This window comes from Paracoccus sp. TOH (genome assembly GCF_030388245.1).
Taxonomy (GTDB): Bacteria; Pseudomonadota; Alphaproteobacteria; order Rhodobacterales; family Rhodobacteraceae; genus Paracoccus; species Paracoccus simplex.
This window is the reverse complement of record NZ_CP098360.1, coordinates 1076664-1089885: the sequence shown is the minus strand read 5'-3', so window position 1 is coordinate 1089885 and position 13222 is coordinate 1076664. Positions and strand designations below refer to the sequence as shown.

Here is a 13222-nt window from a genome sequence, read left to right as displayed (position 1 = left end):
GTGATGGAATGCGCCCCGCTTAGCGGGCTTCCTTGACGGCAGGGTGACACCATTGCCCGCCGCCCGGCTTCACGATTCCGGCACAATCGCCGGTGAACTTGCCCCTTGCGGCCTGCGGTCGTAGAAGCGTCCCGATCCGCGTGAGAGGTGCCGCATGACCCAGCCGACACATCCGAAACCCGTCGTCCTGTGCATCCTGGACGGCTGGGGCATTTCGGACCGCCCCGAGCAGAGCGCCCCCGACCAGGCCAGCACGCCGAATTTCGACCGGCTGATGCGCGACTGCCCGCACGGGACGCTGGTGACCTTCGGACCGGATGTCGGCCTGCCCAAGGGCCAGATGGGCAATTCCGAGGTCGGCCATACCAATATCGGCGCCGGCCGCGTGGTGGCCATGGACCTGGGCCAGATCGACCTGGCCATCGAGGATGGCAGCTTCTATGAAAACCCCGCTCTGGCCGAGTTCATCCGCAAGCTGAAGGCCAGCCGCGGCACCGCGCATCTGATGGGCGTGGTCTCGGATGGCGGCGTGCACGGCCATATCCAGCATGTGATCGCCGCTGCCCGCGCCATCGCCGACAAGGGCGTGCCGGTGGTGGTCCATGCCATCACCGACGGCCGCGACGTGCCGCCGAAATCCGCCCCCGGCTTCGTGACCGAGCTGCGCGGCGCGCTGCCGCCCTCGGTGCGGATCGGCACGGTGATCGGCCGCTATTACGCCATGGACCGCGACAACCGCTGGCAGCGGGTGGAGCGCGCCTATGCCGCCATGGTGCGCGGCGAGGGGCTGGCCGCGCCGGACGCCATCGAAGCGGTGGCGGCGGCCTATGCCCGCGACGAAACCGACGAGTTCATCCAGCCCACGGCGATCGACGGCTATCAGGGCGCCAGGGACGGCGACGGCTTCTTCTGCCTGAACTTCCGCGCCGACCGGGCGCGCGAAATCCTCGCCGCCATCGGCCAGCCGGACTTTTCCGCCTTCGAGACCGGCCGGCGGCCGCAATGGGCGGCGTTGCTGGGCATGGTGGACTATTCGGCCAGCCATGACGAATACATGGATGCGGCCTATCCCAAGCGGCAGGTGGTGAACACGCTGGGCGCCTGGGTCGCCGCCAAGGGCCTGCGCCAGTTCCGCCTGGCCGAGACCGAGAAATACCCGCATGTCACCTTCTTCCTGAACGGCGGCAAGGAAACCCCCGAACCGGGCGAGGACCGCTTCATGCCGCAAAGCCCCAAGGTCGCGACCTACGACCTGGCGCCCGAGATGGCCGCGCCCGAGGTTAGCGCCAAGCTGGTCCAGGCGATCGGGGCCGGTTACGACCTGATCGTGGTGAATTACGCCAACCCGGACATGGTCGGCCATACCGGCAGCCTGCCCGCCGCGATCCGCGCCTGCGAGGCGGTGGACAAGGGCCTGGGCATGATGCTGGAAGCGCTGGAACAATCCGGCGGCGCCGCGGTGATCATCGCCGATCACGGCAATTGCGAGACCAGCATCGACCCCGAGACCGGCGGCCCGCATACCGCCCATACCACCAACCCGGTGCCGGTGATCGTCTTCGGCGGGCCCAGGGGCGCGACGCTGCGCAACGGCCGGCTGGCCGATGTGGCGCCGACGGTGCTGGACCTGATGGGCCTGCCCCTGCCGCCCGAGATGACCGGGCATTCGCTGATCGAGCGCGCATGAGACCGAAGCTGCTTCTGCCGGTGATCGTGGCCTTCGGCCTCGGCTCCATGGCCCCGGCCCAGCCAGCGACGCCCGCGCAGGGCGATTCGCAGCTGAACCAAGCGGCCGAGGAGGCCGCCGAGGCCGCCGACATGCTGCGCACCGCCCTGGGCCAGCTGGACGAGGCGCTGACCGAGGACGACCAGGTCGCCTCGCTGACCCGGATGATCCGCGCCTATGAGCAGGGCCTGTCGGCGCTGCGCGACGGGCTGCGCCGCGCCGGCGTGCGCGAGCAGGAGATCCGCGCCGAATTCGACGCCCGGCGCGAGCGGCTGGGCCGGGTGCTGGGGGTGATGACCTCGATGCAGAAATCGCCCGAGACCATGCTGCTGCTGCATCCCGCGGGGCCCGAATCCTCGGCCCGGGCCGGCATGGTCCTGGCCTCGGTGGCGCCGGGGCTGGAGGCCGAGGCGCGCGAGATGCAGCAGCAGCTCGAGGAGATCCGCCAGGTCCGCACCATCCAGCTGAACGCCGCCAACACCCTGGCCCAGGGGCTTGGCCAGGTGCAGGAAGCCCGGCGGCTGCTGGCCTCGGCCGTCACCGACCGCTCCAGCCTGCCGGTGCGCTTCGGCGAGGATCCCAAGGAACTGACGGCGTTGGTGCAATCGGCCGACACGCTGGACGCCTTCGCCGCCGGCATCGACGGCATGGAGCAGGACATCGGCGCGCCCATGGCCGATTTCGAGGGTGCGCAGGGCAGCCTGGCCCTGCCGGCCCTGGGCAAGGTGCTGCGCCGCTACAACGAACCGGACGCCGCGGGCGTCGAGCGGCCGGGGCTGGTCATCGCCACCGCGCCGGCGGCGCTGGTCACGACGCCATGGCCGGCGACGATCCGCTATCGCGGGCCGCTGCTCGATTACGGCAATGTGATGATCGTTGAGCCCGCGCGCGGCTATCTGATGATATTTGCCGGTCTGGCGCAGGTCTTCGGCGAGACGGGCGACGTGCTGGCGGCAGGCGAGCCGGTGGGCCTGATGGGCGGGCAGGAACCGCCCGCGCAGGAGTTCGGGGCCGAATTCGTCGCCAGCGCAGCCATGGGAGGCAGTGCTGGACAGACCGAGACACTGTATGTTGAACTTCGCAGAGGCAAGGAAACACTGGACCCGGCAGAGTGGTTCGTGATGAATCCCATTGTCGGCGAGGCCGCAGACGAAACAGGCCGCAACGCAACCGGGCAGGACGGAACGGAATGAAACACTATCTTCTGGCAGGGGCGATCGGCACGCTTGCGGGCGCGGTCGTCGCCACGCAATTCGCCGGCCCCCTGGTCGCACAGGAAACGGGCAAGAACGCCTCGGTCTATGAACAGCTCGACCTGTTCGGCAATGTCTTCGAGCGGGTGCGCGCCGACTATGTCGAACAGGTGGACGACAAGAAGCTGATCGAGGCGGCGATCAACGGCATGCTGACCTCGCTCGACCCGCACAGCTCGTTCCTGTCGGCCAAGGATTACGAGGACATGCAGACCCAGACCCGCGGCAGCTTCGGCGGCCTCGGCATCGAGGTCGGGCAGGAGGACGGGCTGGTCAAGGTCATCTCGCCCATCGACGACACCCCCGCCGCCGAGGCCGGCGTGAAGGCCGGCGACTTCATCACCCATGTGAACGGCGAATCGCTGATGGGGCTGAACCTCGACGAGGCGGTCGAGAAGATGCGCGGCCCGGTCGGATCGGAGATCAAGATCACCATCCTGCGCGAGGGCGAGAAGGAACCCTTCGACCTGACCATCACCCGCGACGTCATCAAGCTGACGGTGGTCAAGACCCGGATCGAGGGCCATGCCGTGGTGCTGCGCGTCACCACCTTCAACGACGAGACCATGGAGACCCTGCGGACCGAGATGGCCAAGGCCATCAAGGATGCCGGTGGCATCGACAAGGTGAACGGCTTCGTGCTGGACCTGAGGAACAACCCGGGCGGTCTGCTGAACCAGGCCATCGAGGTCTCGGACGCCTTTCTCGACAAGGGCGAGATCGTCTCGACCCGCGGCCGCAAGCCCGAGGAGAGCGAGCGCTGGAACGCCAAGCCGGGCGATCTGGCCGAAGGCAAGCCGATGGTGGCACTGATCAACGGCGGTTCCGCCTCGGCCTCGGAAATCGTCACCGGCGCGCTGCAGGACCACCGCCGCGCCATCGTCGTCGGCACCAAGAGCTTCGGCAAGGGCTCGGTGCAGACGGTGATGCCGGTGACCGCGGAAAGCGCCATCCGGCTGACCACGGCGCGTTATTACACGCCCTCGGGCCGCTCGATCCAGTCGCTGGGCATCCAGCCCGACATCATCGTCGAGCAGCCGACGCCCAAGCCCGAGGACGAGGCCGAGAACGGCGGCAAGCCGCGGACCGAGTCGAAATTCCTCAGCTCGGAAGCCGATCTGCGCGGGGCGCTGAACAACGATTCCATCAGCGACGAGGAGCGCAAGCAGATCGAGGAGGAGGCCAAGGAGGTCGAGGCCACCGCCAAGCTGCGCGAGGAGGACTACCAGCTCGCCTATGCGGTGGACATCCTCAAGGGCCTGTCGGCGATGGATTACAACGCCAAGACCGTGCCCGAGACGGCCAAGCCCGCCAATACCGGCGAGGACGCGGCCCAGGGCGCGCAGACGCAATGACCGAGCTGCTGGGGCCTTCGGGCCTGCCCTATCGGCTTTGCGCCGGCGTGGTGCTGATCAACCCGGCCGGGCTGGTCTTTGCCGGGCGGCGCATCGACAATCCCGGCCCGGCCTGGCAGATGCCGCAAGGCGGCATCGACCCGGGCGAGACCCCGCGCGACGCGGCGCTGCGCGAGCTGGTCGAGGAAACCGGCGTCACCACCGAGTTGGTCGATGTGGTGGCGGAAACCCCGGATTGGGTGACCTATGACCTGCCGCCCGAGTTGCTGGGCAAGGTCTGGAAGGGCCGATACGGCGGCCAGAAGCAGAAATGGTTCGCCATGCGCTTCCTGGGCCCGGACGAGGCGGTGCGGATCGCCACCGAACACCCCGAGTTCGACCGCTGGCAATGGATGCGGGCGGCGGATGTGGTTGAATCGATCGTGCCCTTCAAGCGCGACGTCTACGCCCGGGTCTTGGGCGAGTTCCGTAAGATCCTGGCCTGACCGCGCCTGTTGCGCGGCCGGTTTGGGTATTTATGCAACAGAGAAGGCAAGAGGGGGCGGCTTTGGACCGCCCCCTGTGTCGTTCAGCTGCGCAGCATGGCCAGCAGCCGGGTGTCGGCATAGCCGTCGGGCGTCACGCCGCGCGCGCGCTGGAAGGCCTTGATCGCCTCGCTCGACCGGCTGCCGAGCTTGCCGTCCACGCCGCCGGTGTCGAAGCCCTTGGCCATCAGCAGGCGCTGGATTTCCGCCTTTTCGCTGTTCGACAGCGTGCGGTCGCCGCGCGGCCAACTGCCCTGGATGCCGGCCCGGCCGGCGATGGCGTCGCCCAGATAGGCGACGGCCAGCGCGTAGCTGTCCGAGGCGTTGTATTTCAGGATGGCGCGGAAGTTTTCCGTGATCAGGAAAGCCGGACCGCGCGACCCCGCCGGGGCGAGGATCGAGCCCGAGGGCACCGGCGCGCCGCTGAGCGTGCGCACGCCCATCGCCGCCCATTGGCTGCCGGAATGCTGCACCGACTTGCCGGCCTGGTTGAAGTCGAAGCCCTGCGGCAGGACGACCTCGGTGCCCCAGCTCTGGCCGGGGCGCCAGCCGTTCTGGCGCAGATAGCTGGCGGTCGAGGCCAGCGCGTCGGTCGGGTCGTCCGACCAGATGTCGCGGCGGCCGTCGCCGTTGAAATCGACGGCGTGGGAGAGGAAGGACGAGGGCATGAACTGCGTGTGACCCATGGCGCCGGCCCAGCTGCCGACCATATGGGCGTTGTCCACGTCGCCCGACTGGATGATGCGCAGCGCCGAGACCAGCTCGCCGGCGAAGAACGCGCCGCGCCTGCCGTCATAGGCCAGCGTCGCCAAGGCCGGCACGATCGGGGTGCTGCCGCGGCCGGCGCCGAAATTCGATTCCATGCCCCAGACCGCCAGCACCACCTCGCGCGGGACGCCGTAGCGCGACTCGATGGCGGACAGCGTGCCGGCATATTGCGCCGCCTTGGACCGGCCGGTCGCGACGCGCGTGCCGATGGCGCCGTCGAGATAATCCCAGATGGGCTTGGTGAATTCGCTCTGCTTGCGGTCGAGCGCGACGATGCTGGGCTGGTAATGCGCGCCGGCCATGGCGCTGTCGAAGGTGCCGGCCGAAATGCCGGCGGCCAGCGCGCGCGGCCGGAAGCTTTGCACCCAGTTCTGGAAGCCGGCCTCGGAGCCCTGCCCGCCGGCCGTGGGCAGCCCGCCGAAATTGCCGCCGATGCCGCCCGGACCCTGGTTCAGCGACACGCCGCAGCCCGCCAGGGCAAGGGTCAGCACGGCCGAGGTCGCGATGCGGGAAATGCGTCTGGTCATTCTGCCTGTCCGTTCCGTTGCTCGTTCATGGGCTTTTTTTCTGGTTGCAGCCAGTCTAGCCCAGCCCGGCGCGGCTGGATAGGGGCCGATCAGTCGTCGCCTTCCTCATCCCCGTCGCCGTAAAGCGGCTCCATCTGGGCGACGATCACCGCGTTCTCGTTAAGCGCGCGGTCCATCAGGGCGCGCTCCTCCTGGGGGATCTCGTGGCCCTCGGCCAACCGCTCGTCGATGCTGCCGTGGCCGGTGACCTCGATCGGCGCCAGCCCGGCCTGCTTCAGGATGGCGACGGTCTCTCGCACCGCCTCCTCCTCGGTCACGCCCGAGGCATAGCAAACCAGCGCCGCGCCGCTGGCGCCTTCGGGCAGGCCGTCATCCGCGGCGCGGCCGACCTCGACCAGAAGCGTATAGACCTGCTGGGCCATGGCTTTTCCTTTGCTGCATTTTCGCGTCATATCGCCCGAAACCGGAGGGAGAGACAATGAGCAAGAGCTTGAAACGGGTGCAATCGGCACTGCAGGCGGCCGGCCTGGCCGTCGAGATCCGCGAGACCGACGACAGCGCCCGTACCGCCGAGGGCGCGGCGGCGGCGGTCGGCTGCGCCGTCGACCAGATCGCCAAGTCGATCATCTTTCGCGGCGAGACGACCGGCCATGTCGTGCTGTTCCTGACCGCCGGCGGCAATCGCGTCGATCCGGCCAAGGCGACCGCGGTGGCCAGGCAAAGCCTGGGCAAGGCCGATGCGGACCTGATCCGGGCCGAGACCGGCTTCGCCATCGGCGGCGTCGCGCCGGTCGGGCACCTGCGGCAGGTCCAGGCCTGGCTGGATCCGCGCCTGCTGGAATTCGAGACGGTCTGGGCGGCGGCCGGGACGCCGCGCCACGTCTTCGCCATCGCGCCGGGGGAACTGGCCCGCATCACCGGGGCAACGCAGGCGGATTTCACCGCCTGACCTGAAAAGGGGCGGGAAGGCCCGCCCCGTTTCCGCTATCCGGCCACTGCCCGGTAAAGCCAGATCAGCACCACCGCGCCGATCAGCCCGGCAACGCCCTGTGCAAGCCAGCTGCCGGCCTGGGCGTTCAGCCCGACCAGACCCAGAAGCGCATTGCCGACGATGGCGCCGACGATGCCCAGGATGACGTTGAGGATGAGCCCCGTATCCGCCTTCATGATGCTGCTGGCGACCCAGCCCGCAAGACCGCCGACGATGATCGCGGCCAGCCAACCCAAACCCTGCATGTGAAACTCCGCTTTCAGGATCCCTGTGCGGGATGAACGCAGTGGCGGCGCTTGGGTTTCACGCCGGACTCACGCAAGGGTGAGTCCGGTGCAGGGCTGCAACAGGTCAGTCGCGCAGCAGCTCGTTGATCGAGGTCTTGGAGCGGGTCTGCGCATCGACGCGCTTGACGATCACCGCGCAGTAAAGGTTCACGCCATTCTTCGACGGCAGCGAGCCGGCGACCACCACCGAACCGGCCGGAACCTCGCCATACATGACCTCGCCGGTCTCGCGGTCGACGATCTTGGTGGACTTGCCGATGAACACGCCCATGCCCAGGACCGAGCCCTCGCGCACGATGCAGCCCTCGACCACCTCGGACCGGGCGCCGATGAAGCAATTGTCCTCGATGATGGTCGGGCCGGCCTGCATCGGCTCCAGCACGCCGCCGATGCCGACGCCGCCCGACAGGTGGACGTTCTTGCCGATCTGCGCGCAGGAACCGACGGTGGCCCAGGTGTCCACCATGGTGCCCTCGTCGACATAGGCGCCCAGATTCACGAAGCTGGGCATCAGCACCACGCCCTTGGCGATATAGGCCGAGCGGCGCACGACGCAGTTCGGTACGGCGCGGAAGCCGGCGGCCTGCCATTGCGCCTGGCCCCAATGCGCGAACTTGCTGTCCACCTTGTCCCACCAGGTGCCGCCCTGCGGGCCGCCCATATGCACTTCCATGTCCTTCAGGCGGAAGCCCAGCAGCACGGCCTTTTTCGCCCATTGGTTGACATGCCAGTCCTGGCCGCGCTTTTCGGCCACGCGCAGCTCGCCCTTGTCCAGCGCCTCCAGCGTCGTCTCGACGGCGTCGCGCGTCTCGCCCTTGGTGGCGGGCGTGATCTGGTCGCGGATCTCCCAGGCGGATTCGATGGCGGCTTCAAGGGCGTCATTCGACATGGTCTGGCCTCTCTCGGGTGGAAACTGTTGCCCAAGGGCTATAAGCCGGGGGCTGCGGCCGCGCAATGTGCGGCAGTTCGTGCCAGAGGTTTGGATGAGAGAAGAAGACGACCGCCACCATCCGTTTCGCGACAGCCAGCAGGACGTGGCGGCCGCCCGCACCCTGCCCGACACGCCCCAGACCCGGGCCCCGGCCTATCGGCTGGCCTTCACCGACAACGAATTCCTGCTGCGCGAGGAATTGCGCCCGGTCCGGCTGCAGCTGGAACTGCTCAAGCCCGAGATGATCATGGATGCCCGCGGCATCCGCTCGACCATCGTCATGTTCGGCGGCTCGCGCATCCCGGCGCCCGAGCAACGCGAGACGGCGCGCACCCCGACCCTGGCCGCGCTGTCGCATTACTACGAGGAAGCCCGGCGCTTCGCCCGGCTGATGACCGAGCGCAGCCTGGAAAGCTATGGCGTCGAAAACGTCATCTGCACCGGCGGCGGTCCCGGCGTGATGGAGGCCGGCAACCTGGGCGCGCATGAAGCCGGCGGCATCTCGATCGGCCTGTCCATCGTCCTGCCGCATGAACAGGCGCCGAACGCCTATGTGACGCCGGACCTGTGCTTCAACTTCCACTATTTCGCCATCAGGAAGATGCATTTCCTGATGCGCGCCCGCGCGGTGACGGTGTTCCCCGGCGGCTTCGGCACGCTGGACGAGACCTTCGAGGCGCTGACGCTGATCCAGACCGGCCGCATGAAGCGGGTGCCCTTCATCCTGTTCGGCCCGGAATTCTGGCACCAGGTCATCAACTGGCAGGCCCTGGCCGATGCCGGCACCATCAGCCCCGAAGATCTAGAGCTGATGAGCTTCGTCGAGACCGCGGACGAGGCGGTCGAGATCATCGACAGATGGGTGACCCCCTGCCCCTGACGGACGCGCCGGGCTGCGGCCCTGCACCTTGTCGCGAGGCGCATCGGCGGCGGCTTGGCCAAGCGGCACCATGAAAGGCCCGGGCCTCTGGCACGGATGCGCTGCGTCGCCGGCCACGGACACGGCGGCCGAGAGCATCGGCCGATGCCGGCCCCTCTGTCGCGCCGAGGGACGTGTCTTGGGCAGCGCCTTTCAGCACGGCGCCGGCGGATGCGGCAAGATCAGCCCGAAGACCTGGGGGTGATGAGCGCGCCGCAGACCACGGACGAGGCGGGCGAGAACATCGGCCGGCCCCCTCTTGCCTCTGCTGCCACCCTGAAGAAGCGCCATCGCCGGCAAGGCGGCCAAGCCACCCGTCATTTCGGCCATCAGGCGATGAAATCATGCAGGCCGACGCTGACCGGCGGTCCGTTGGCGCCGCGCCGCGCCGCCGGGTCGCCTGCGGATGGCTGCGCCTGGGCCGCGCCCTCGCGATAGATCGCATAGGTCAGTTCGGGGCACATCTCGGGCTCGGGCTGGTCCGCGACGGCGCGCACCATGATGGTGCCGCGCCTGAGCGCGCGCAGGAACGCCTCGTCATCGCCATAGATGGCGGTCAGGAACGTGATCACCCGGGCGCGGAACACGGCGCGGTCCTGCGGCCCGTCGGCATCGTCCGGGGCCGGTCGGGCCGACCTCTGCGGTGGGCGATCGCGGGCCTCGGCCCGCCGGGTCCGGCCGACGCCGTCGCGGCCCAGTTGCACATCCTTGCTGGCCGGGGCGATCTCCTCGACCGGCGGCAGCCGGGGCGGCGCCTGCGCGGCAAGCGGGGCCTCGGCGGTTCTGGCGGCAGGGGCCGCGACGGCGCCGGCCCGGCTTTGGATCTGGTTGGCGACGGGAATCATGCTGCACCCGGGGACTGGTTATGGAATGGTTCCATCATAGCCGGGAAAGCCGGATCTTCACCGGCCCGACGCCGGTATAATGCCTAAAATCTTAGGTATTCCAGCATCTTGATCCGGAAAATCATTCCCGATGATACGGGCTGCCGGCCAGAATGGTGGTGGCGCGGTAGATCTGCTCGGCCAGCATGACCCGGACCAGCATGTGCGGCCAGACCATGCGGCCGAAGCTGATGGCCAGCTCGGCGCGGTCGCGCAGGGTCGGGTCGATGCCGTCCGCGCCGCCGATGACGAAGGCCACGTCGCGGGCCTGGTCGCGCCAGCCGGCGATCCGTGCGGCCAGTTCGGGCGAGGACAGCATCTGCCCGCGCTCGTCCAGCACGACCGTGGCGGCGCCTTCAGGAATGGCTTTCAAGAGCAGCGGCGCCTCGGCGGCCATGCCGCCGCCGCGCTTGTCCTCGACCTCGGCCAGGGTGACGGGGGGCAGGCCCAGGCTGCGGCCCGCCTTGGCATGGCGGTCGAGGTAATCGGCGATCAGCTTCGCCTCGGGGCCCTGCCGCAGCCGCCCGACCGCGGCAATGACCATGCGCATCCTATTTCCGGGTGCCGCGGCTCTCTTCGGCCGCGTGATCGGCACGCATCCGGTCCAGCGTCGCCGAGCGCAGCGCGTCGGCGGGCATCCACATCTTCTCGAGCTGGTAGAACTCGCGCACTTCGGGGCGGAAGACATGGACGATCACGTCGTCGGTGTCGATCAGCACCCAATCGCCGGTCTCCTTGCCCTCGATCCGGGCGGTGCGGCCGGTTTGCTGCTTCAGGCGTTCGACCAGCTTCTCGGCGATCGAGGCCACCTGGCGCGCGTTGCGGCCCGAGGCGATCACCATGTGATCGGCCATGGCCGAACGGCCGCGCAAGTCGATGGTCACGACTTCCTCGGCCTTGTCGTCGTCGAGAGAGGCTAGAATGCGGTCCAGTAGCTGATCGCTCGTCAGCCCGGGCTCCGCGGTGGTCGCAGCCGGCGCAGGGGCCGGCGAGACGGAATTGGACAGGGGTTCATCCTCCGGTCATCGCGCCGATCTCCCCCGGCGCAGGGGCCTTTATAATGTAGCACGGAATCGCGCCCGCTCAATGCGGCGGCAGCGGATTTCTGGGCGCATCCCGGGGCAGGCAGGCCGCAAGCGGCAGATTTTCCGCGTGATCCGGGCATTGGGCCAGCCCGACGGGCCAGACCAGGTGCCGGCTTTCCAGTTGCGCCAGTTCCCGCGCCCGCTCGGCCGGCGTATGCGCCAGATAGACCGCCAGGGTGAAGGCAGCCACGCCGAACAGCGGCAGCGCCCGCAGGATGAAGCGAATCAGCATGGTCGGTCCTTTCCGTATCCCTGGGCGGAAAGATAGGCGGCGTTCTTCAAGATGGAATTAACAGCCCCGTGTGGCGATATTGAACGCGGGCCGAAATCGGCGTAATACTGCCCACATGCGAGGATTCGTCTATTTCGACATTCACGACCGCGCCCGCCTGCCGGGCCGGTTCTACGGCGAAAGCCTGTCCGTCACCGCCCGACTTTGACGGGAGCGGGCGCTTGCGCGCGCCCCGCCGCAGGCTGCGGCACCCTCCTCCGCCCTTTCCCAGCTAGTCTTCCAGAAAAGAGACAGCCATGACCGGCAACACCAATGCGGGCACGCCCCGCACCCTCTACGACAAGATCTTCGACGCCCATGTGGTCGAGCGTTCCGACGACGGCACCTGCATCCTCTATATCGACCGGCATCTGGTCCATGAAGTGACCAGCCCGCAGGCCTTCGAGGGCCTGCGCATGGCCGGCCGCAAGGTCCACTCGCCCGAGCGCACCATCGCCGTGCCGGACCACAACGTGCCCACCACCGCCGACCGCGTGAACGGCATCGAGAACCCCGAGGGCCGCATCCAGGTTGCCGAGCTGGACAAGAACGCCCGCGAATTCGGGCTGAACTATTACCCGATGAACGACATCCGCCAGGGCATCGTGCATATCGTCGGCCCGGAACAGGGCTGGACCCTGCCCGGCATGACCGTGGTCTGCGGCGACAGCCACACCGCGACCCATGGCGCATTCGGCGCGCTGGCGCATGGCATCGGCACGTCGGAGGTCGAGCACGTCCTGGCCACCCAGACGCTGATCCAGAAGAAATCCAAGAACATGAAGGTGGAAATCACCGGCAAGCTGCGGCCGGGCGTCACCGCCAAGGACATCACGCTGGCGGTGATCGGCAAGACCGGCACCGCCGGCGGCACCGGCTATGTCATCGAATATTGCGGCGAGGCGATCCGCGACCTGTCGATGGAGGGCCGCATGACCGTCTGCAACATGGCGATCGAAGGCGGCGCCCGCGCCGGCCTGATCGCGCCGGACGAAAAGACCTTTGCCTATTGCATGGGCCGCCCGCACGCCCCGAAGGGCGCCGCATGGGAAGCCGCGGTCAACTGGTGGAAGACGCTGTTTTCCGACGAGGGCGCGCATTGGGACAAGGTCGTCACCATCCGCGGCGAGGACATCGCCCCGGTGGTGACCTGGGGCACCTCGCCCGAGGACGTGGCGGCGATCACCGACCGCGTCCCCGCCCCCGAGGATTTCGAGGGCGGCAAGGTCGAGGCAGCGCGCCGCAGCCTCGACTACATGGGCCTGAAGCCCGGCACGCCGCTGAACGAGGTCAAGATCGACGCGGTCTTCATCGGCTCCTGCACCAACGGCCGGATCGAGGATCTGCGCGCCGCCGCCGGCGTCCTCAAGGGCCACAAGCTGGCGCCGGGGGTGCGCGGCATGGTGGTGCCCGGCTCGGGTCTGGTGCGGATGCAGGCCGAGGAGGAGGGTCTGGACAAGATCTTCATCGATGCCGGCTTCGAATGGCGGCTGGCCGGCTGCTCGATGTGCCTGGGCATGAACCCCGACCAGCTGGCGCCGGGCGAGCGCTGCGCCGCGACCTCGAACCGCAATTTCGAGGGGCGCATGGGCCGCGGCGGCCGCACGCATCTGATGTCGCCGGTGATGGCGGCGGCGGCGGGCATCAAGGGCCACCTGACCGATGTGCGCGAACTGCTGCCGGAGACCGTCTGATGCTTCG

Annotated in this window: 15 protein-coding genes; 7 read left to right on the top strand and 8 right to left on the bottom strand. The window is 68.4% G+C overall.

Annotation, left to right across the window (positions count from 1 at the left end):
- Positions 1-154: 154 nt before the first annotated feature.
- Genes gpmI through NBE95_RS05370 form a run of 4 tightly spaced genes read left to right on the top strand, consistent with a single transcriptional unit; the run spans position 155 to position 4819 of the window.
- Positions 155-1687, top strand: a complete 1533-nt coding sequence (gpmI, locus tag NBE95_RS05385) for a 2,3-bisphosphoglycerate-independent phosphoglycerate mutase (RefSeq protein ID WP_289892902.1) — start codon at positions 155-157, stop codon at positions 1685-1687.
- A complete protein-coding gene (locus tag NBE95_RS05380) occupies positions 1684-2919 on the top strand; it encodes a peptidase M23 (RefSeq protein ID WP_289892901.1) in 1236 nt (411 codons plus the stop codon). Before gpmI ends, NBE95_RS05380 begins: the two co-directional genes overlap by 4 nt.
- A complete protein-coding gene (locus NBE95_RS05375; RefSeq protein ID WP_289892900.1) occupies positions 2916-4334 on the top strand; it encodes a S41 family peptidase in 1419 nt (472 codons plus the stop codon). Before NBE95_RS05380 ends, NBE95_RS05375 begins: the two co-directional genes overlap by 4 nt.
- Positions 4331-4819: an RNA pyrophosphohydrolase gene (locus tag NBE95_RS05370; RefSeq protein ID WP_289892899.1), complete on the top strand. Its 489-nt coding sequence runs from the start codon at positions 4331-4333 to the stop codon at positions 4817-4819. Before NBE95_RS05375 ends, NBE95_RS05370 begins: the two co-directional genes overlap by 4 nt.
- Positions 4820-4902: 83 nt before the next feature.
- Here the strand turns inward: NBE95_RS05370 and NBE95_RS05365 are convergent, their stop codons facing one another.
- Positions 4903-6153 carry a lytic murein transglycosylase gene (locus NBE95_RS05365; protein ID WP_289892898.1) on the bottom strand — a complete coding sequence of 417 codons (1251 nt, stop codon included), beginning with the start codon at positions 6151-6153 and terminating at the stop codon, positions 4903-4905.
- Positions 6154-6242: 89 nt separating this feature from the next.
- On the bottom strand, positions 6243-6575 hold the full coding sequence (locus NBE95_RS05360; protein WP_289892897.1) for a hypothetical protein: 333 nt from the start codon (positions 6573-6575) through the stop codon (positions 6243-6245).
- A gap of 56 nt (positions 6576-6631) precedes the next feature.
- Here NBE95_RS05360 and NBE95_RS05355 point away from each other — a divergent pair, with 56 nt between their 5' ends.
- A complete protein-coding gene (locus NBE95_RS05355) occupies positions 6632-7102 on the top strand; it encodes a YbaK/EbsC family protein (protein ID WP_289892896.1) in 471 nt (156 codons plus the stop codon).
- Positions 7103-7137: 35 nt separating this feature from the next.
- On the opposite strand, the gene NBE95_RS05350 is transcribed toward NBE95_RS05355, so the two are convergent.
- Positions 7138-7389, bottom strand: a complete 252-nt coding sequence (locus tag NBE95_RS05350) for a GlsB/YeaQ/YmgE family stress response membrane protein (protein WP_019352404.1) — start codon at positions 7387-7389, stop codon at positions 7138-7140.
- A 106-nt stretch (positions 7390-7495) separates the two neighbouring features.
- The gene (gene dapD, locus NBE95_RS05345; RefSeq protein ID WP_019352405.1) at positions 7496-8320 is read right to left on the bottom strand and encodes a 2,3,4,5-tetrahydropyridine-2,6-dicarboxylate N-succinyltransferase; all 825 of its coding nucleotides are present in this window, start codon (positions 8318-8320) and stop codon (positions 7496-7498) included.
- A gap of 94 nt (positions 8321-8414) precedes the next feature.
- Between dapD and NBE95_RS05340 the strand changes: the two genes are divergently transcribed.
- Positions 8415-9242: an LOG family protein gene (locus NBE95_RS05340; protein ID WP_289892895.1), complete on the top strand. Its 828-nt coding sequence runs from the start codon at positions 8415-8417 to the stop codon at positions 9240-9242.
- Between the two features lie 368 nt (positions 9243-9610).
- On the opposite strand, the gene NBE95_RS05335 is transcribed toward NBE95_RS05340, so the two are convergent.
- From NBE95_RS05335 to NBE95_RS05320, 4 genes are all read right to left on the bottom strand, one after another.
- Positions 9611-10126, bottom strand: coding sequence for a hypothetical protein (locus NBE95_RS05335; RefSeq protein WP_289892894.1), 516 nt, complete (start codon positions 10124-10126; stop codon positions 9611-9613).
- A 121-nt stretch (positions 10127-10247) separates the two neighbouring features.
- The gene (gene rlmH / locus NBE95_RS05330; protein ID WP_289892893.1) at positions 10248-10715 is read right to left on the bottom strand and encodes a 23S rRNA (pseudouridine(1915)-N(3))-methyltransferase RlmH; all 468 of its coding nucleotides are present in this window, start codon (positions 10713-10715) and stop codon (positions 10248-10250) included.
- A 1-nt stretch (position 10716) separates the two neighbouring features.
- Positions 10717-11172, bottom strand: coding sequence for a ribosome silencing factor (gene rsfS, locus NBE95_RS05325; protein WP_289894838.1), 456 nt, complete (start codon positions 11170-11172; stop codon positions 10717-10719).
- A 76-nt stretch (positions 11173-11248) separates the two neighbouring features.
- Positions 11249-11482, bottom strand: coding sequence for a hypothetical protein (locus NBE95_RS05320; protein ID WP_289892892.1), 234 nt, complete (start codon positions 11480-11482; stop codon positions 11249-11251).
- A gap of 296 nt (positions 11483-11778) precedes the next feature.
- Here NBE95_RS05320 and leuC point away from each other — a divergent pair, with 296 nt between their 5' ends.
- Positions 11779-13215 (top strand): 3-isopropylmalate dehydratase large subunit, encoded by a 1437-nt coding sequence (leuC, locus tag NBE95_RS05315; RefSeq protein WP_289892891.1) that lies wholly within the window; start codon positions 11779-11781, stop codon positions 13213-13215.
- Positions 13216-13222: the final 7 nt, after the last annotated feature.

What these genes read in the sequence shown, in the direction of transcription:
- gpmI (WP_289892902.1), top strand. Translation starts at nt 155, where the DNA reads ATGACCCAGCCGACACATCCGAAACCCGTCGTCCTGTGCATCCTGGAC.
- NBE95_RS05380 (WP_289892901.1), top strand. Translation starts at nt 1,684, where the DNA reads ATGAGACCGAAGCTGCTTCTGCCGGTGATCGTGGCCTTCGGCCTCGGC.
- NBE95_RS05375 (WP_289892900.1), top strand. Translation starts at nt 2,916, where the DNA reads ATGAAACACTATCTTCTGGCAGGGGCGATCGGCACGCTTGCGGGCGCG.
- NBE95_RS05370 (WP_289892899.1), top strand. Translation starts at nt 4,331, where the DNA reads ATGACCGAGCTGCTGGGGCCTTCGGGCCTGCCCTATCGGCTTTGCGCC.
- NBE95_RS05365 (WP_289892898.1), bottom strand. Translation starts at nt 6,153, where the DNA reads ATGACCAGACGCATTTCCCGCATCGCGACCTCGGCCGTGCTGACCCTT.
- NBE95_RS05360 (WP_289892897.1), bottom strand. Translation starts at nt 6,575, where the DNA reads ATGGCCCAGCAGGTCTATACGCTTCTGGTCGAGGTCGGCCGCGCCGCG.
- NBE95_RS05355 (WP_289892896.1), top strand. Translation starts at nt 6,632, where the DNA reads ATGAGCAAGAGCTTGAAACGGGTGCAATCGGCACTGCAGGCGGCCGGC.
- NBE95_RS05350 (WP_019352404.1), bottom strand. Translation starts at nt 7,389, where the DNA reads ATGCAGGGTTTGGGTTGGCTGGCCGCGATCATCGTCGGCGGTCTTGCG.
- dapD (WP_019352405.1), bottom strand. Translation starts at nt 8,320, where the DNA reads ATGTCGAATGACGCCCTTGAAGCCGCCATCGAATCCGCCTGGGAGATC.
- NBE95_RS05340 (WP_289892895.1), top strand. Translation starts at nt 8,415, where the DNA reads ATGAGAGAAGAAGACGACCGCCACCATCCGTTTCGCGACAGCCAGCAG.
- NBE95_RS05335 (WP_289892894.1), bottom strand. Translation starts at nt 10,126, where the DNA reads ATGATTCCCGTCGCCAACCAGATCCAAAGCCGGGCCGGCGCCGTCGCG.
- rlmH (WP_289892893.1), bottom strand. Translation starts at nt 10,715, where the DNA reads ATGCGCATGGTCATTGCCGCGGTCGGGCGGCTGCGGCAGGGCCCCGAG.
- NBE95_RS05320 (WP_289892892.1), bottom strand. Translation starts at nt 11,482, where the DNA reads ATGCTGATTCGCTTCATCCTGCGGGCGCTGCCGCTGTTCGGCGTGGCT.
- leuC (WP_289892891.1), top strand. Translation starts at nt 11,779, where the DNA reads ATGACCGGCAACACCAATGCGGGCACGCCCCGCACCCTCTACGACAAG.